Below are 18,588 nucleotides of genomic sequence, written 5' to 3' on the forward strand. Positions count from 1 at the left end.
GAGTTGAACTAAAAATGCGGTTTGACACAGTTTATTTAACACTCCCCAATAAAACTATTCCTACCTTTAATTATCAAACAGTAATGTATAGAACTACAAATTTTTGCATATTAAGAAATCTCTTAAGCGCGTATTTAAGTTGCACATCTGGCTACTGCAATCTCTCACTTCCAAGATAAAGTACCTTATTACCAAAAAAATTAAATTTAATTTTTGTAATCACTTAAGTCTAGTATTATTTTGTTAATATATCGTTCATTTGCATCCTTGATGATAAACTTTATACCATTTTTATAACTTATGACTTCATCCACAGAAGGTATTTTACCAGCAATTGAAAGAATCAAACCACTAAGTGTGGCGTAATCTTCTTCAGAGTCACGCAACTCTATTTTTAGACTTTCTTCTATATCCTTTATAAGGGTCCTTGCCGACATTTCAAACTTACTTTGAGATAATTCAGTAATGGTGTATTCTGAATTTACCTCATTCCCGTTATCAATGTTTGGTATTAATTCTTCTATAAGATCAGTCATTGAAATTAAACCATCAGTTCCACCATGTTCATCCAACACAATAGCTAAATATAATTTAGAAGATTTCATCATAACAAAAAGATCTGTTGTTTTCATCGAAGCTGGAACAAACAGTATATTTTGTTTAATATCTTCCAGGTTAAAATTTTTATTCCTATTGAAAATAACATCTTTTACGTAAAAAAAGCCTGTTACGTTGTCAAAGTCATTTATATAAATTGGTATTTTAGTGTAGCAAGTGTTTTTCACCTTCTTTATTAACTCATCCTTACTTGATTTAATGTCTACTGAGCATATTTCCTTACGTGGAGTCATTATATCCATGATACTACAATCACGGAATTTTAATAGACTATTAAGTATGTCAAGATCTGACAGATCACCCATTAATGCCTCAGTCGCACACTTTTTTAACACAGAAGTTTTATTGAAGTTTTATTGAAGAGGAAGAGAAAAGTTCTGTATACTATTTTTTCTACTAAGGTTCTTTTCTTATTCAATTTATTCCCTTTAATGGTGAAAATGTCTTTAGATCAGATCTATCAAGAAAACTGTTATTAAATGTTTAATAAGCATGTGAATAATGTCAAATTAATTTGTGAATTATTTGTTAATATAAAATACTAACAATTGATCAACAACTTTCTCAACGACATATACATAATTGTGTAACAATACATGATAGTAAAGTATTTTCCGTAAAAGAAAATTACTAACATTATAAATATCTTACTTATACACATAAATTATAAGGCAAAATCAATAGTATATAGAAGTTATTAACATATTTATCCACAAGTTAAGTAACACTAATTTTTACTGAATTTTAAGTTAATAACAATTTATTGATAGAACTATTATTACTACTATACTTTAGTATAGAAAAAAGTAGATAAAATAGATTGGAAAGCAACAAACCAGCGATAGTAAGAATTATTAAGCAGAATAAGCCAAATGAAAAAGTACCTATTTGGTTAATGCGCCAGGCTGGTAGATCTCTTCCTGAGTATCGCAAAGCCGTAGAAAAAACGAGTAATTTCATGGAGATATGCTATAGCATAGATTTAGTGGTAGAGCTGACGCTACAGCCAATAAAAAGATTTGATATGGACGCAGCCATAATTTTTTCAGACATTTTAATAATAGCTGACGTTTTAGGTTGTGATGTGAATTTTGTTCGCGGTGTGGGTCCAATAATAAAACCTGTGAAAAGCTCTGAGGAGTTAAAAAATTCACAAGAATTTGAAACTAAAACCTTTCCAATCTTAAATGCCATCAGGAAAGTAAGAAGCCAATTATCAGAGGAAAAGTCCCTTATAGGCTTTGCTGGAGGGCCGTGGACGGTAGCTTCCTACATCATAGAGGGTGGTAGTAGTAAAACTTTTTCTAAAGTATTACATTTCTGTTCCCTAGAACTAGAAGAAGTAATTAAAAAAATAACAGAAGCGACAATTATTTATCTAATCAAACAGATAGAGTTTGGAGCAGATGTTATTCAGTTATTTGACAGCAATGCTGGTATATTGCAGGGAGAACTGTTTGAAAGGTATGTAATCAAGCCAACAAAGAAAATTGTTTCAGCAATAAAGAATAAGTTTCCTGATTTTCCTATAATAGGTTTTCCGCGCTCTGCTGAAAATCTTTATACAGATTACTGCGAGCAAACAGGTATATCTGCAGTAAGTATAGATTATAATGTTCCAATAGAATGGGCGAAAGAAAATCTAAAAATTCCTCTGCAAGGGAACCTTAATCCTAGTCTTTTGGCCTACAATAAGTCAGAAGCAATTGAAGAAGCAAAGCGTATAATAGATTGTTTTAGAGGGTTACCTTTTATATTTAATCTCGGACATGGAGTGCTTCCTGATACTCCGGTTGAAAATATTGCTGCATTAGTGGACCTGGTAAGAAACTACTAAAACTCTTGTATGAAAAGCCTTTATGAGGGTGGAATGAAAACCTTACTTGACAAACCTTCCCACTTTCCCTATCATATCAGTAAGAGTATTTATCCTTGTTTTTGGGCTCAATAACAAAATTCAGTAAAAAAACTCAAGTATTTATTGGCAAATTACATAAAATTATAGCGGCTGCATGTCTTTTTTATTTTTTCTACATTCAGCTAAATCGCGCTTATTTTAAGCGTTAGCACATTATTACAATGCCAATTTACATTATTATAGAGTCAAAACTCTCTATACGGGGGTTTATTTGCCTTTTTAAATTTATTAAGTTTTTTAATATTTATATTTAAGAATATAAATATACCAACCTTTATGTAAAATAATAAAACTTCTAGCTTTTTTGTTGTGTAGAGTTTATCATTTTTATTTAACTTTAGTGAGATTATGTCAGACCTTGCAAAGAGGATGTCTCTGATAAAACCGTCGCCTACAATTGCTGTGACTGATAAGGCAAACAGATTAAAAAGCGAAGGAAAGAAAATTTACGTTTTAGCTGCGGGAGAGCCGGATTTTGACACTCCAGATCACATAAAGAAAGCAGCTATTCAAGCGATAAATGAAGGTAAAACTAAATATACTGCTGTTGATGGAACGCGTGAGCTTAAAGAGGCGATAATCAATAAGTTAAAAAGGGATAACAATCTAGAATATACACTTAGTCAAATCTGTGTTGGTGCTGGTGCTAAGCAGGTGTTATTCAACTTATTTATGGCAACAATTAACTCTGGCGATGAAGCTATAATTCCAGCTCCTTATTGGGTTTCATATGTTGATATGGTAAGCCTTTTTGGCGGTCTGCCAATTGTTTTAGAGTGCAAACAAAACTTTAAGCTGACACCGGAGTTACTGGAAAGCAATATAACTGAGAAAACTAAGTGGTTAATTCTTAACTCACCAAATAATCCGGCAGGAACTGTCTATACATATGATGAATTGAAAAGCATAGCGCAAGTATTGCTTAAACATCCACATGTGAATGTTGTTACAGATGATATTTATGAGCACATAGTATACGACGAAAAGTTTTTTACCATTGCTCAGGTTGAGCCAAAACTTTATGATAGAGTTTTTGTGGTCAATGGAGTATCAAAAGCCTATGCAATGACGGGCTGGAGAATAGGCTATATTGCAGGTAGGAGTGATATAGTAAAAGCTATTTCTACACTGCAGTCTCAAAGTACCTCTAACCCAAATTCAATAGCACAAGCAGCAGCAGTTGAAGCGTTAAACGGTGATCATAGTTTTTTGAAAGAAAGAACAAAAATCTTTAAGGATCGTAGAGATTTTGTAGTAAAAAAGCTAAATTCTGCTTCAGGCTTGTCAGCATCTATTCCACAAGGTGCATTCTATTTGTTTGTCTCATGTGAAGGTTTGTTGAATAAGAGCACGAAAAGTGGTAAAGTAATAAATAGTGATCTTGATTTCGCCGAATATTTATTAGAAGATCATTTAGTTGCTGTTGTTCCAGGAATTGCATTTGGTCTGAAAAATTTTATCAGAATTTCTTATGCAACCTCTCAGGAACAATTAGAAATTGGATGTGATAGTATTACTAAAGCATGCGAAATGCTAAGGTAACTTTTTAATATTCCTATGTATAATATTTCAGTAAGATAGAGTTGATTTATGGCTTGGGTGTATTTGCTATTAGCTGGTTTCGTTGAAATAATATGGACCACAGCACTGAAATATAGCAATGGCTTTACTCGTTTTATACCTGTAGTAATTATTTTAGTTAGCGGTTCTGTGAGTCTTTACTGGCTATCGTTAGCAATGAAGTCTATTCCTCTTGGAACATCTTATGCAGTTTGGACTGGTATAGGCTCTATAGGTGCAGCGATAATAGGAATAATGTTTTTTAATGACCCAGTAAATTTTGGGCGTTTATTTTCCCTTGCTTTGGTAGTGCTGGGTATCATAGGATTAAAAGTATTTTCCAATTAGGAAAAGTTAAGTGCGTCTATTTTTTACCATCTCAGGACTTTCTACTAAAGTTGCTTTGGATTTTTCAGTTCTCGAAGAGGGCATTCCTATTGATTTAGCAAGTACCTTTCTAATGTTCAATATTTCATTTTTCTCATTTTGTTGAGTTAAGTTAATGTCGTTTATTTTATTAACTAAATCTTTTCCTGCCTTTAAAATTTTTAAATCGCTTTTGTTGATGTGATGTTCATCGTTAAATTCTGCAACGATCTCTTTCTTCTTTGGATGAGTGTTTAAGAATTCCATCAGCTGATATTTGGCGAAGGCTTGAACAAATTTCTTATTAAATCTTGAATCGTTATGTAATTCTTCTAGGCTTTTATCATATTGTTTTGCTTCGTTTATAGTAAGCTTTATTATTTCTTCTACGCTGCTTAAGAGTTCCCTATACAACTTGTCGTATCTATTGCCTGTGTGTGCGGTAAATGTTTGTTCAATGTATTTTGTTGTGTAGTTTTGTAGTGTGTTGTCTGCTGTGTTTATGTTCATTCACTCACCTTGCTTTTATGTTATATTTTACACACGAAAAGGTTAATATTTAGTTAACTGCAGCGTTTCTGATACTGAATTTCATTGAAAATTATATTATTTAAGATATAGTCACTGTCATGAAATAAAAGCGTAAATAAAATGAACTTTATAAAAAAAATAAAACTTATGGTAAAGGCGAATAAAGGTAAAATTATAAAAATCCTTATCATCTGTGGTATAATTTTTTTCATATACCTTATCCATGAACCAGTTATAGATATGCTAAAAGGTCTCTTTTAAGAAAGATACTCGGATTAGAGTAGCTATTTACAAAAGTGTTGCTCCTTGCTGATAAAATACCTATAATTCTGTTTTTTAGGTAATATTAGGATTGCAGAGAAACTTTTTCATATGGTTGCTAGCATCACTATTTTATGCATACCAGTATATATTACGTGTAATTCCAAATATAATCGCGCCTGAATTAATAACGAAATTTAACATAAGTATTACAGATGTTGGTCAATTTGGTGGGCTATATTATATAGGCTATACGCTTGCTCACATACCTGTTGGTCTTGCCCTTGATAGATTTGGGCCAAAGTTTGTTTTGCCTGCATGTATTGTCTTAACGTTTGCTGGGACATTACCACTAATATGCTTTGATGAGTGGTATTACTCAATACTTGGTAGAATGATTGTTGGAGTTGGGTCATCTGCTTCGGCAATTGGGCTCTTTAAAGTTGCAAGTATGTATTTCTCACAAGAAAAATCAGCAAGGATGGCTAGTTTATCTATAATAATAGGGTTACTGGGAGCTATTTATGGTGGATTACCTCTAGACTTTTTGCTCAATAAATTTGGTTGGAATTATGTTATATACACTTTCTCAGCATTTGGTTGTTTACTTGCTCTGCTATTGCTTTTAATAACGCCAAACAGTAACATAGAGGAGAGTAGAAATGACAACATACTTCAAGATTTAAAAACTGTACTTTTCAATAAACATATCATTCTAATCAGCTTTTTTGGGGGCTTGATGGTTGGGCCACTAGAAGGTTTTGCTGATGGTTGGGCAAAAGCGTTCTTATGTGAAGCATATCAAATGACCGGAGATTTGGCATCTTCACTTTCCTCTCTCATGTTCATAGGCATGGGGGCTGGATCATTCTTTCTCGCTTATTTACTGGAGAAGTATCCAGACAAACATTACGAGGTGATTATTGCGTGTTCTTTTGCAATGATCGCTAGCTTTCTTTTGCTTTTTACACAAGTTGGCGGTTTATATATTGCATTACCTACACTTCTTGTTATCGGCTTTGCATCTGGGTATCAGGTAATTACTATTTACAAGGCAATAAGTTATGTAAACAATAACTTGGTAGGCTTGGCCACAGCTGTATCAAACATGATAGTTATGGTTTTTGGCTATTTTTTTCATACTGGAATTGCAAAAATAATAGACTTATGTTGGAATGGAACGGTAATACAAGGAAATCCTTTGTATGGTACTGATTTGCTGGTAAAAGCAATATCAATTATTCCTGTATGTCTGCTTTTGGCTGTTTTTGGATTTATGTGGTTAAGGAAAAGGTCTTATGACAATTGCTTCAGAAAGGATTTGTAACTCTGAAAATAATTTAAAGTCTTGTGATAATGAAGTTTATCTCTCTATAGAGAAGGAACTGCAGCGTCAAAGATCGCAGTTGCAATTGATTGCATCGGAGAATTTTGCAAGTAAAGCAGTGATGGAAGCACAGGGTTCTTTTCTGACTAATAAATATGCAGAAGGTTATCCTGGTAAAAGATATTACTGTGGCTGTGAGTATGTAGATGAAGTTGAAAATCTGGCTATAGAAAGGCTTTGTAAGCTGTTTGGTGTTAAATTTGCAAACGTTCAACCTCACTCTGGTTCTCAGGCAAATCAAGCAGTGTTTGCTTCACTGCTTGCTCCGGGTGATACAATACTTGGATTGTCACTGAACTGCGGTGGACATTTAACTCATGGTGCAGCACCAAACCTTTCTGGTAAGTGGTTTAAGTCGATTCAGTATACAGTTAATAGAGACACTTACCTGCTTGATATGGATGAGGTGGAAAGGCTAGCGCTGGAGCATAAACCGAAGCTAATCATTGCTGGTGCTTCTGCTTATCCAAGAAAAATAGATTTCGAGCGCTTTCGTGAAATTGCGAATAAAGTTGGTGCATATCTGCTTGCAGATATTGCTCACTATTCAGGGCTTATTGCTGCAGGTTGTTACCCATCACCTGCCAAATATGCGCATGTTATAACTTCAACAACTCACAAGACTCTACGAGGTCCTCGTGGCGGAGTGGTAATGACAAATGATGAAGCGTTACATAAAAAAATTCAGTCTGCAGTTTTTCCAGGGTTGCAAGGTGGACCGCTTATGCATGTGATAGCTGCAAAAGCTGTTGCATTTAAGGAAGCATTAGCGCCAGAGTTTAAAACTTATAGTAAAAAAGTTGTAGAAAATGCAAAAGTGTTAGCTCAAGCGCTGCAAGAACATGGACTTGACATTATAACTGGCGGCACTGACTCTCATATAGTGCTAGTTGATTTAAGATCACGGAAATTGACTGGAAAGGACGTTGTGAATAGCCTTGAAAGAGCTGGCATTACCTGCAATAAAAACTCCGTGCCGTTTGACACAGAAAAACCAACCATTACTTCAGGGCTCCGTTTTGGTACCGCTGCTGAGACAACACGCGGACTTGAGAAAGAAGATTTTAGAGAAGTAGCTAATCTAATAAATGAAGTAATTCAGGGATTAATTGATGGAAATAGCCCTGATATTGAAAGAGCAGTAAAAAATAAAGTTGAAAGTATTTGTAGTAATTTTCCTATTTATTAATTTATTTGGCATTTAAGATCTCTTCATTTGTATACTTTGCTTTAGGTTAAACTATTATATAGTAACTTTATAGCTCTTTAATTTTATGATAAATGTACCTAGCATAGAGAGTTGTGATTTTCACAATAAAAATGTTCTACTCAGGGTCGACTTCAATGTTCCTATAAAAAATGAAAGAATTTGTGATGCCACTCGTATTTTGAGAGCTCTACCTACCATTCAGTATTTGGCAAATGCGGGTGCAAAAGTTATTGTTATCTCACATTTTGGGCGTCCAAAAGCCAAAGACAGTAACTTATCGCTAAAAAACGTAGTTGAAACTTTATCGCGGCTGCTAAGCAAAGAAGTGAAATTTATTGATGATTGTATTGGTGAGAGAGTACAAAGAGCAATAAATGCGATGGATGGAGGAGATATAATATTACTAGAGAATCTGAGGTTTTATAAAGAAGAAGAGCAGAATGATTCAAATTTTGCTAAACAATTAGCATCTCTAGCAGATATATATATAAATGATGCGTTTTCTTGCTCTCACAGAGCTCACGCTTCTATTTCACGCATTACGGAATTTTTACCTTCTTATGCAGGATTTTGCTTGCAAGATGAGCTAAAGTATCTTGAGCAAGCTATATCGTTTGACGCTAAACCTATTACTGCGATAGTTGGTGGAGCTAAAATATCAACTAAAATAAAAATGCTTATAAAGCTAGCAGAAAAGGTTGATTACCTTATTCTGGGCGGCGCAATTGCTAATAATTTTTTGTTATTTAATAAAGTTAATATAGGCAAGTCTTTTTTTCAAAATGGCGTTGATGATCTTCTGCACGATATTGTTGAGACGGCAAATAAAAACAATTGCAAAATAGTTGTGCCAGAAGACGTTTTGGTTGCAGTAAATTCTGATTATAGCACTGGCGTTTTAAGAAAAATTGAATCCATTTTGGACGGTGATATAATTTTAGATATCGGACCTCAAACTTTAAGCACAATAAGCGGTATAATAGCAAGCAGTAAAACTCTGCTGTGGAACGGACCTATTGGTGTTTTTGAACATTCAGCTTTTGCAAATGGTACAGTAGAGGTGATGAGAGTAGTAAGTGATTTGACACACGAAGGAAAATTAACCAGTGTAATAGGGGGAGGAGATAGCCTATCTGCAGTAAATGCTGCAGGTCTTGCCGATAAAGATTTTACATATATTTCAACTGGTGGGGGAGCGTTTTTAAGTTGGCTAAGTGGTGATGAGATGCCAGGACTGCGATCAACATTAGATTAAAACTTTTTTAAGTTGTTGCTTATACCCTAGCTTCTTTATGAATATGATTATGTCGAAAATAGCTAGGTTAATCTTGTGCTTGATAATACCAGTAATAGGATTTGTTTTTTACATTAAGGAGCATTATCTCAATGATGCAAATTCACAAATTGGCTTTGAGCCGTTTTTCAAAACAGATTCTTCAGATCCAGACTATATTCCACCACTTCCGGAGCTGACTGATTTTGATAGAGGAGTATTAAGAGTTTGTGGAGATTGGGGAACACACCCTGATGAAGAAGATTTTAGAATTTTGCTCGATTGTCCGCAGCATCAAGAAGTGGTGAAAAGGATTATAATGCACCCCATAAACTAGACCAAAAAAAAATGGTTGATCCGAGTAGGAAGGTAAAGGGGTAAAAGTATGGCAACAAAAAAATATGAACCAGAGTTAAAAGCAAAGATAGCTTTGGAAGCAATAAAAAATCAAAAAAGCACAGCTGAGATATGTAGTGAATATAAAATACCATCAACAAATCTATATGATTGGCGTGATAGAGTATTGGCAAGGTTAAAAGACCTATTTGTTGAAGAAAGTGAAAGTGCGAGAAAACAAAGAATCTTAGCGCAAGAAATAGAAAGTTTACATAAAGTAATAGGAGAATTGACAGTGGAAAATAGCTATTTGAAAAAAAAATTACTGAAATAAGCAAAAAAGATAGAGTAAGGTTTATAGAAAAAGATTCTGATCTGTCAATTAGGAAACAGGCTGATTTATTGGGGATTTGCAGATCTAGCCTATATTATAGGCCTATAATTAATAACGAAAGTGAAGTAGCAAATTTGATTCAAGAAGTATATTTGGCTTCTGATTGCCGTTATGGATATCGTAAAATTACTGCTGAAATCATAGCGAGTGGAGTAGTAGTCAATCACAAAAAAATCTTAAGAATTATGAAAAAAATGAAGATTAGTGGGCTGTATTGTAGAAAAAGATGTAATACAAGTATTAAAGAAAAAAAGCATAAAATATATCCTTATTTACTCAAAGATTTGATTATTTGTAGAGTTAATCAGGTATGGGCTACTGATATAACATATATTATGGTAGAAGGTAAGTTTATCTATTTTGTGGCAATAATGGACTTGTATAGTCGCTATATTATTGCTCATTCATTATCACCATATCTCGATGCTGGATTTTGCCTTTATACTCTCAAAGAAGCTCTAAAACAAGGTAAACCTGAGATTTTTAATAGTGATCAGGGGGTGCAGTTTACTAGCTACAACTTTATTATGGAATTAGAGCGTGCTAATATTAAAATCAGTATGGACCATAAAGGACGTTGCTTCGACAATATATTTGTTGAGCGCTTATGGAGAACTTTAAAGCAAGAAGCTATATATTATTATAGACCAAATAGTATCAGAGATTTAAATCTTATAATAAATGATTTTGTTGCTTGGTATAACTATAGAAGGCGACATCAGACTCTACATTATAAAGTTCCTGCTGATCTTTATTATCATAAACAGTAAATGAATATATTGATAAATACTTTAAATGTGTGTCGACGTATTTATCAACATATTCATTTTAAAAATCGGATCACTTTGAAAAAAATGGTCTAGACAAATGGGTGCATTATAACCTTTTATATGGAATTACAACGTTACTCTGCAATTTTTGCCACCCCTGATACCCAGAATCAACATACTTGATATTCTCTTTTGACAACATTTTTTCCTGTTTTCGTATCTTAAAATCATGAATTCGACCTCTGTGTGACTTTGACACTGATAGAATTTGCCCATCTTCTTTTATAACAATTTCTGTTTTTATTGTATTTACTCTTTTCTTTCCGGAATAAGACAATTTTCTTTTCTTCCTATCTTTTGATCGTTGTATTGGTTGTTCTGTAACATCTGCTAATATTTTCAAAATTCTTTCTGGCGTCATAGTTCTATCCTTTTTTATTGAGACTTTCTTAGCCAAAAGTGGTTCCATTTTCTTGAGTAATCGGTAGATGCTTGAGTTATGAAAGTTGAATAGTTAGCTCAAGAATCGGTGCGTTATGTAAGTTCGATAATATAGAATTATACAGAGTATTTTGTCTTCCAATACAGGCAGTCTTGACGTTCTTCCATGGTATTTCTTCTGTTCTTGAACTTTTTCCCACTCTGGGCGCATTTTTTCTACAACCTTTTCGAATTCTTCTATTGTCATTTTTTCTCGTCTACCACTTTTAAAACTCGTTCCCTCAGGTCCTCACTATATGGCTTTGGCATCATTCTACCTTCATTAAAGCAGTATTATACCTTTTTACCCCACCCTTTGAGAAAATCTTACTTCGGTTAGCTATAGACTAAACAACAAGTCGCTATTAAAATTTGAAAAGACAATTAAGGATGTTGGAGGAAGATCGAAGCGAAATTCAAAGGTTGTGTTGGAGGTAAAAGAGAAGTACCACTTAGTTCAAAAATAGGACAATTAATTGTTGTAGTTTCGTCCATAATTGTAGGTGCTTTCATTGGTACAATGGTTGGTATGGTCATTGCTGGTTTATGTATTGAGCTTTGTGTAATCACCACTGCAGAACCGATTCTTCTCATCATGGGTGCTACTGCTGTTATAGGAGCCATTGTAGCAAGAACTGCTCCTTTATTAAAGCTAATAGAGATGTTTAAAGGTCAAGCTTTCTCCTAATAGCGGTCTGGAAAGCTCTAATACTGAACATACTTATTTAAATAGGCAAAGAGTTATTTAGAAAAAAATTGGAAAAATGTTCAAGGAAGTTCATTGGTAAAATGCAGAGGTTTAATTATAGCTTTGTAGTTTAGATTCTGGTTAAAGATTTTTATTTTAGCAGTTAAATCAAAGTCAGATCTAATTAGAGAGAGGATCTTCTTATCTCTTCTTTACCTTCATTTTCATTTCTAACAATTTTTTTTCCACTTAATATGTCTTTTATTTCATCTCCTGTTAAAGTTTCAAACTCCAGTAGATTTTCAGCAATGAGCTCCAAGTCTTTCCTACGCTTGGTTAAAATGTCTTTTGCTTTTTCATAGCAAGAAAATACAACTTTCTTTATTTCCTCATCTATAAGTCTTAACGTATCTTCAGAAATTGTCTCAGAATCATGTGTGATTTGTTCACGATTGTGATATATTGGCCCTATTTTGTCGCTCATTCCCCATTTTGTCACCATAGCACGTGATAAATCTGATGCTAGTTTTATATCTGAAGATGCGCCGCTTGTGACTTTATCATAGCCAAAAACTAGCTCTTCTGCCACACGTCCACCCATTGCAACAGTTATATCTGCTAGCATCTTTTCTCTTGTGAGGGACACTCTATCTGTTTCTGGTAGTCTCATAACTAAACCAAGTGCTCTACCACGTGGAATAATTGTTGCTTTGTGTATAGGATCAGAAGCAGACATATTAACTGCAACTATTGCATGACCAGCTTCATGGTAAGCAGTAAGCTTTTTTTCTTCTTCTGTAATGACTAAGGACCTTCTTTCCATGCCCATCATCACTTTATCACGTGCATACTCAAAATCATCCATGGTAACAATTTTCTTATTTCTTCTTGCAGCAATAAGCGCAGACTCATTCACTAAATTTGCTAGATCAGCCCCTGAAAAACCTGGCGTTCCCCTCGCAACTGTTTTTACGTTTACATCTGGTGCTATCGATATTTTCTTTATATGCGTATTTAATATTCTCTCACGCCCATTTATATCAGGTAAAGAAATAGTAATCTGTCGGTCAAAACGACCAGGTCTAAGTAGTGCTGGATCTAGGACGTCTGGACGGTTAGTTGCAGCAACTATTATCACACCTTCATTAGACTCGAAACCATCCATCTCAACCAGTAACTGGTTTAATGTTTGTTCCCTTTCGTCGTTACCGCCACCAAGACCAATGCCGCGATGCCTACCTACTGCATCTATTTCGTCTATGAAAATTATACAAGGAGCATTTTTCTTGCCTTGATCAAACATATCCCGGACACGGCTTGCACCAACACCGACAAACATTTCAACGAAATCAGATCCAGAAATACTAAAAAACGGTACATTAGCTTCACCTGCAATTGCACGAGCAAGTAGAGTTTTACCAGTTCCAGGGGAACCAATTAAAAGACATCCTTTTGGTATCTTCCCACCTAACACTTGAAATTTTTGCCTTTGTTTAAGAAAATCAACAATTTCAACCAACTCTTCTTTTGCTTCATCAATCCCAGCAACATCATCAAATGTCACTTTTTTTCCAGTAGTCATAAGCCTAGCTTTTGATTTGCCAAAGCTTATAGTTCTATTACCTCCTGCTTGCGTTTGTTTAAAAAGGAAAAGTAATAAACCGATAAAGATAAGCGTCGGAACCCATTGAATAAGTAATCCACCAATTATACCTATTGCAGAGTCTCCAATTGAAAAGGAGAACTTCACTTTCCTATCATGCAAACTTTTTATTAAGTCACTATATATAACACCACTTGAGTTAAAGGCTGACCCATCCCTAAACTTCCCTTCGATGCTTTGGTTTCTTATTGTAATATTTTCTATATCATTATCTTCTAGTCTAGTTAAAAATTCTGAAAAAGGTATGGTTGTTTTACTCTTACCTATACTTCCGCTAAATTGAATATAAGCAACTGAAATAAGAACAATAATCACTAACCAGATCAATAAGCCTTCTAAAAATTTTTTCATTTACATTTCTAATTAAATACTAATCAAGCTTACCAAATTTTGTTTTATCGTGCTATTAATAATGAATCGAATCTTATCATCACCGTATTTTTTCGTTATAATTTACATCAGGATAAGCAACCACCTTTCCATTTTTTCACTGTTGGAAAAGAGTAGTAAACTTTAGAAAAATAATTACAAATTTAAAAAGTTGTTTTTCACTGCAATAAGTATATGTGTTATGTACTGGTAAGATGCTGCTGCATATAATTTTCTACAGCAGGTTGTAGTAATGCACTTATTACATTATTACCTGTATTGCTCGCTTTTCTATTCTTGAATTTTTTATGTGTACTATTAAACTCTTCAAGTGCTTTTGTAAAATCACCCATGCTAACAACAGGTTCTTCTATTTTTTGCTCTTGAGTACGCCTTACGGCATTATGCTTGGCCTCATTTACTAAATTAGATAACTCAGCGCCTGAATAGCCTTCAGTTTTTTCTGCAATTTCTTTAAGGTTTAGATCTGATCCAACTGGCACATTCTTCATATAAAGATCTAATATCTTTTCTCGTGAGCCCAATTCTGGTAGGGAAATATAGATATGCTTAGAAAAACGGCCAGGCCTAAGAAGCGCTTCATCTAAAACTTCACGACGATTAGTTGCAGCAATTACTATTACACCTTTGTTAAAATTAAAACCATCCATTTCGGTCAATAGTTGGTTTAAAGTTTTAGCGCAATTTTCACTTACGTGATGACCAATAGAATTGCGCTTTGCACCTATGGAATCTATTTCATCTATAAAAATTATACAAGGAGCATTCTTTTTTGCTCTTTTAAAAAAGTTGCGTACATGATATACACCTTGACCAACATACTCTCCAACAAGCTCAGAGGCCGAAATACTTTCAAATGAGATATTAGCTTCACCTGCAACAGCGCGAGCAATAAGTGTTTTACCATTTCCTGGTGGACCATATAAAAGGTAACCCTGTGGTGGTTAAAACCAACTTTTTCAAACATTACCTTCTTCTCTTGTGATATATCATTACAAATCATACGTAGCTCTTCTTTTATTTCATCTGATAAGATGACATTATTAAGTGTTACTTTTTGCTCACCTTGCTCACCTTCTATTACTTTAGATGGTTTCATTAAATAAATAGCAAAACAAATAGCAAGACCTAATACAACCGCAGTGCATATTACTGAACATGTCACTACAGCAGATGTTATAATAATAGGCATGAAGGATATAGTGGCCGCAGCAGCTTTAATTTTTAAAAAAAGAACATACATAAGATAAATAAAAGCAGCGATTGTTAGACATAATAAAACAAATTTAAAAAATCTTGTCCCACTCATTCTAACCCTTAATTAAATATTAGTTAACTTTAGCAAATTTTCCTTTATTATACTAGCGATAAAATATTTAATCTCGCCATCACTAGTGCTCTTACTATTATGTTTCATACATGGATAAGCAAACATCTTTCCATCTTTTAGGACTACAGGTAAAGAGTAAAAAACTTCAGGGCAGCAGTTGTAATCTTTTAGAAATTCAGGAATTTTTTGTGTTTTCTTTAGCGGAGCAATAGTTACTGAACACTTCTGATTGCTAAGTATTGTACAGCCAAATCTATTGTCCCATGTAATGGGTTCGCACATAGGCAAATTTACAGTAATTTCTTGTATCTTTGACGATTCTCTAATTATTAAGATATTTTCTCCATATTTTCTTATTTTGCACCCAGAAAGTGTACAGTTAACATTACTACCCTTTTGCAATATTTTATTAAATATTACGATAAGGCTGTTGTACCTTGGTTTATAATGTTTGCTGGCAATTGCCATTATAGAGTAAAGAAGAAGCCTCAAGGCTATTTCCTCTGGCAATTGATAAAATTCACTTAGTTTAATTTCAATATAACCAAAATCATGAACATTAACACAATCATCAAATGCAAGGCGTGTGTAGTGCATCAACGCTTTTGCAGCTCTTTTCATATGAAGTGCTGTAAGGCATATTCGCTCTGTTAGAACATCTTGATTATCACTTGCTTTAAGTAAGTTACGGTATAAAGTTCGTCTGTATTTTAAGTCATAATTGCTTCTATCTTCGATCCATCTTAACTGATGAAGCTTAGCATACCTTTCTATTTCACTACGACTAAAATTTAACAACGGCCTAAATATATAAACACCATTTAAGAAAGATTTGTAATCCATTGATGATAATCCATCTACGCCACTACCCCGCTCTAATCTCAACAAGAACGTTTCTGCTTGATCATTTTTGTGGTGAGCAACAAATAAATATTTAACATTATTATTTTTACACCATTTTGTTAATAAGTTATACCGTGCTTTTCGTGCCTGCAACTGAATATTGCCTTTAATATTTTTCTTCTCCCAATTTAACATGAACGATTCCTTTGCCCCAAGTTCTTTTGCATAGCTTACAGCAAAATCAGCTTCTTTTTGAGACTCTGAACGTAACCCATGATTTACTGTTAATGCTATAGGAAGTGAAAGCTTGTTTTTTTTTGCCCAGTTAGTCATTAAGTGCAGTAAGACTATACTATCTACACCACCTGATACTGCAACTGCGATTTGATTATGGAAAGCAAAGCTATTAGCTATATTTTGAAATAATAACTCTAATTTCATTATGTTTCTTGATCGCCAGATAGTCTCTACGTCATACAGCGACTTATTTGTGGTATATCGCCGCTAACAAGCCAGAATTGCTCTCTTTTGTCATCCCAGTGCTTGACACTGGGACCCAGGTTTTAATGCAAGAAACTACTTCTTTATCCCAAAAAATGAAAATTCCACTCTACGATTTTTAGCATGCTCTTTTTCATATTTAGAATTTCTAGAATCATCTTTTACATTAACCAAAGGCTCAGTTTCACCTTTAGAAGCAGTTTTTATTCTATTTTCTAGATAAGGTGTACAGCTGACCATAAATTTTTTAGCTGCATCTGCTCTTCTAGCTCCTAGTGCAAGATTATACTCGTGAGAACCACGATTGTCAGTATGACCAGTTAAAGTGACCTTTGCGTCAGGATTATTTTGTAACACTTCCATCACGTCAAGTAATACATCTGCACTCACTTCACTGATACTAGATTCATCATAACCAAAGAAAACTCTTTTATCACCTATCTGCTTAACAACAGCATTCATTTTATTTGTCGTATTTACTCCTTTTTTAGGGCAAGAACTTACACCAGTAAGAAGCAAACAAAAACAACACATTATAATCAGTCTACTCCACATTACTAAACCTCCATAAATTTAAAATACAGTGTGTAATTTTAATTCTAGTACTAATAATTCCTCTATACTAGAATAGAGTCAAGGAAAATAAAATACTAAATGTTTTTTTACAATCTTCTAACAAACTCCTAAGAACCTTTTTCATCTATCGGCTCCTCTTTCATTAGTATATAACCAAATTCCTTTGCTTTTTTAAGCAAATTTTTGACTACTCTCTCTTTGTAAAGTGTTTCATAATAGTTCATTCCTTTCTCTACATATTCTTGTCCATATTTCAACATTTGATAAAAGATACATGCTAATTTCCTTGCTGTCGCAGTTATTGCTTTTGGTGCTCCTAGCCTTTTTTTCAGCCTTCTACTATATGCACCTATTGCACTTTTGCTTCTCAACACACAATGGGCAGCCATTCGAAATGCATTCGCAGCGTGGTTAATAACTTTACGAGTTCCTGTTCCAACAATTTTTCCTCCTGTAATTTTATTAGCAGGGCTTAATCCAAGCCAGGAAGAAAAATGTTTTTCTGTTGGCCATTTATTATGATTTATACCTGTTTCCGAAATGATAGTTTGTACACTTAATACATCAAATCCCGGGACTTTAGTAAAATCTATCCCGGTTATTCGATTTAAATCCTCATCCGCAGCAAAATCTGGACCATTCTTCTGCTTCCGCTTTCGTATTTTATTCAACATCCTGTTCTCATTTGACTTTGCCTCAAATGTTTTATAGTAACTCTCTATACTTTTATCACATTCCGTTATTTGCTCTTGAAAAAAAGTATATGCTGCATATTCTTGTTTTAGTGCAAACAAGTGTTCTTCTCTATAGTCTTCTGTTAATGCTTTTGCTATAGTAGGCTTGTCATTCTTCATGTTTGAATTTCTAAATTCAGCTAGTTTTTGGGGGTCTTTCTCTCCTTCAATTATTGCTTTAATAATTTTCATGCCTGTTAAACCGTTGATATCACTAATAACCTTATGCAATTGAATATTCATTTGAATTAGCGCTTTTTGCATACGTTGAGTATGTTTAGCTGCATTTTCAATTAGATTAGCACGTTGTCTAACGTAACTACGCAATACACACATTTGATTATCCGGTCTAAATGATCCTTGAAGCAGTCCATAGCTGTGCAATTGTTGCAGCCATTGACAATCCTGAACATCAGACTTTCTACCAGGCACATTTTTGACATGTCGCGCATTTACTAGTTTTACCTCAAATTTATATGATTCTAATATTTGAAATAAGGGAATCCAATATACTCCAGTTGACTCCATGGCCACAGTTCTAACCTGACACTTTTTTAACCACTTTGCTAAGTTGTGTAGATCTACTGTAAAGCACCCAAATTTTTGGATACGTTGTTCATCTCTTCCTTCAGGTACACATACATAATGTACAGTCGAGCCAATATCAATCCCTGATGCGTCAGGGTTTATTATTTTTAATTTACTTTTTGCTTCTGCCATATAAAATTCCTCCTATACTATTATGATAAGAAGCACTTC

General features: G+C 34.0%; 15 protein-coding genes and 3 pseudogenes. 9 read left to right on the forward strand and 9 right to left on the reverse strand.

The genetic code is table 11. The features are described from left to right. Nucleotides 1-206: 206 nt before the first annotated feature. Nucleotides 207-923: a transporter associated domain-containing protein gene (locus LB100_RS02450; protein WP_456201296.1), complete on the reverse strand. Its 717-nt coding sequence runs from the start codon at nucleotides 921-923 to the stop codon at nucleotides 207-209. 515 nt (nucleotides 924-1,438) lie between these two features. Between LB100_RS02450 and hemE the strand changes: the two genes are divergently transcribed. The 3 genes from hemE to LB100_RS02465 all read left to right on the forward strand — a co-directional run bounded on the left by hemE (nucleotide 1,439) and on the right by LB100_RS02465 (nucleotide 4,444). Then, nucleotides 1,439-2,455, forward strand: a complete 1,017-nt coding sequence (gene hemE / locus LB100_RS02455) for a uroporphyrinogen decarboxylase (protein ID WP_264336446.1) — start codon at nucleotides 1,439-1,441, stop codon at nucleotides 2,453-2,455. A gap of 429 nt (nucleotides 2,456-2,884) precedes the next feature. Next, nucleotides 2,885-4,078 carry a pyridoxal phosphate-dependent aminotransferase gene (locus tag LB100_RS02460; protein ID WP_264336445.1) on the forward strand — a complete coding sequence of 398 codons (1,194 nt, stop codon included), beginning with the start codon at nucleotides 2,885-2,887 and terminating at the stop codon, nucleotides 4,076-4,078. Between the two features lie 48 nt (nucleotides 4,079-4,126). Continuing rightward, the gene (locus LB100_RS02465) at nucleotides 4,127-4,444 is read left to right on the forward strand and encodes a DMT family transporter (protein WP_264336444.1); all 318 of its coding nucleotides are present in this window, start codon (nucleotides 4,127-4,129) and stop codon (nucleotides 4,442-4,444) included. A gap of 6 nt (nucleotides 4,445-4,450) precedes the next feature. On the opposite strand, the gene LB100_RS02470 is transcribed toward LB100_RS02465, so the two are convergent. Continuing rightward, entirely contained in the window at nucleotides 4,451-4,972 is a 522-nt protein-coding gene (locus tag LB100_RS02470; protein ID WP_456201299.1) for a hypothetical protein, read from the reverse strand. A 373-nt stretch (nucleotides 4,973-5,345) separates the two neighbouring features. Between LB100_RS02470 and LB100_RS02475 the strand changes: the two genes are divergently transcribed. The 5 genes and pseudogenes from LB100_RS02475 (at nucleotide 5,346) to LB100_RS02495 (ending at nucleotide 10,624) form a co-directional block, all read left to right on the forward strand. After that, nucleotides 5,346-6,581 carry an MFS transporter gene (locus LB100_RS02475; RefSeq protein ID WP_010403498.1) on the forward strand — a complete coding sequence of 412 codons (1,236 nt, stop codon included), beginning with the start codon at nucleotides 5,346-5,348 and terminating at the stop codon, nucleotides 6,579-6,581. After that, nucleotides 6,553-7,830, forward strand: a complete 1,278-nt coding sequence (gene glyA, locus LB100_RS02480) for a serine hydroxymethyltransferase (RefSeq protein ID WP_456201300.1) — start codon at nucleotides 6,553-6,555, stop codon at nucleotides 7,828-7,830. Before LB100_RS02475 ends, glyA begins: the two co-directional genes overlap by 29 nt. An 88-nt stretch (nucleotides 7,831-7,918) precedes the next feature. Continuing rightward, entirely contained in the window at nucleotides 7,919-9,106 is a 1,188-nt protein-coding gene (locus tag LB100_RS02485) for a phosphoglycerate kinase (protein ID WP_456201409.1), read from the forward strand. A 49-nt stretch (nucleotides 9,107-9,155) separates the two neighbouring features. Next, nucleotides 9,156-9,440: pseudogene (locus LB100_RS02490) on the forward strand (EndoU domain-containing protein); the annotation flags it as partial. A gap of 69 nt (nucleotides 9,441-9,509) precedes the next feature. Continuing rightward, nucleotides 9,510-10,624, forward strand: a protein-coding gene (locus LB100_RS02495; RefSeq protein WP_214303219.1) for an IS3-like element ISWpi17 family transposase whose coding sequence is annotated in 2 segments (ribosomal slippage) — nucleotides 9,510-9,783 and nucleotides 9,783-10,624 — 1,116 coding nt in all. Because the reading frame shifts where the segments join, the coding sequence is not laid out codon by codon here. 112 nt (nucleotides 10,625-10,736) lie between these two features. Here LB100_RS02495 and LB100_RS02500 read toward each other — a convergent pair. Beyond that, a pseudogene (locus LB100_RS02500) lies at nucleotides 10,737-11,312 on the reverse strand (transposase family protein); the annotation flags it as partial. Nucleotides 11,313-11,624: 312 nt separating this feature from the next. On the opposite strand from LB100_RS02500, the gene LB100_RS02505 reads away from it, so the two are divergent. Further along, a complete protein-coding gene (locus LB100_RS02505) occupies nucleotides 11,625-11,792 on the forward strand; it encodes a hypothetical protein (RefSeq protein WP_456201302.1) in 168 nt (55 codons plus the stop codon). Between the two features lie 184 nt (nucleotides 11,793-11,976). On the opposite strand, the gene ftsH is transcribed toward LB100_RS02505, so the two are convergent. The 6 genes and pseudogenes from ftsH to LB100_RS02535 form a co-directional block, all read right to left on the reverse strand. Next, nucleotides 11,977-13,806, reverse strand: a complete 1,830-nt coding sequence (ftsH, locus tag LB100_RS02510) for an ATP-dependent zinc metalloprotease FtsH (RefSeq protein WP_456201303.1) — start codon at nucleotides 13,804-13,806, stop codon at nucleotides 11,977-11,979. Nucleotides 13,807-13,818: 12 nt separating this feature from the next. Next, nucleotides 13,819-13,967, reverse strand: a pseudogene (locus tag LB100_RS02515) (tRNA lysidine(34) synthetase TilS); the annotation flags it as partial. A gap of 57 nt (nucleotides 13,968-14,024) precedes the next feature. After that, nucleotides 14,025-14,738 carry an AAA family ATPase gene (locus LB100_RS02520; protein ID WP_456201411.1) on the reverse strand — a complete coding sequence of 238 codons (714 nt, stop codon included), beginning with the start codon at nucleotides 14,736-14,738 and terminating at the stop codon, nucleotides 14,025-14,027. A 428-nt stretch (nucleotides 14,739-15,166) separates the two neighbouring features. Next, on the reverse strand, nucleotides 15,167-16,459 hold the full coding sequence (gene tilS, locus LB100_RS02525) for a tRNA lysidine(34) synthetase TilS (RefSeq protein WP_456201304.1): 1,293 nt from the start codon (nucleotides 16,457-16,459) through the stop codon (nucleotides 15,167-15,169). A 135-nt stretch (nucleotides 16,460-16,594) separates the two neighbouring features. Next, a complete protein-coding gene (locus LB100_RS02530) occupies nucleotides 16,595-17,074 on the reverse strand; it encodes an OmpA family protein (protein WP_264336382.1) in 480 nt (159 codons plus the stop codon). Between the two features lie 128 nt (nucleotides 17,075-17,202). Next, nucleotides 17,203-18,549, reverse strand: coding sequence for an IS110 family RNA-guided transposase (locus LB100_RS02535; RefSeq protein WP_456201305.1), 1,347 nt, complete (start codon nucleotides 18,547-18,549; stop codon nucleotides 17,203-17,205). Nucleotides 18,550-18,588: the final 39 nt, after the last annotated feature.

It is taken from the genome of Wolbachia endosymbiont of Protocalliphora sialia (assembly GCF_053891855.1).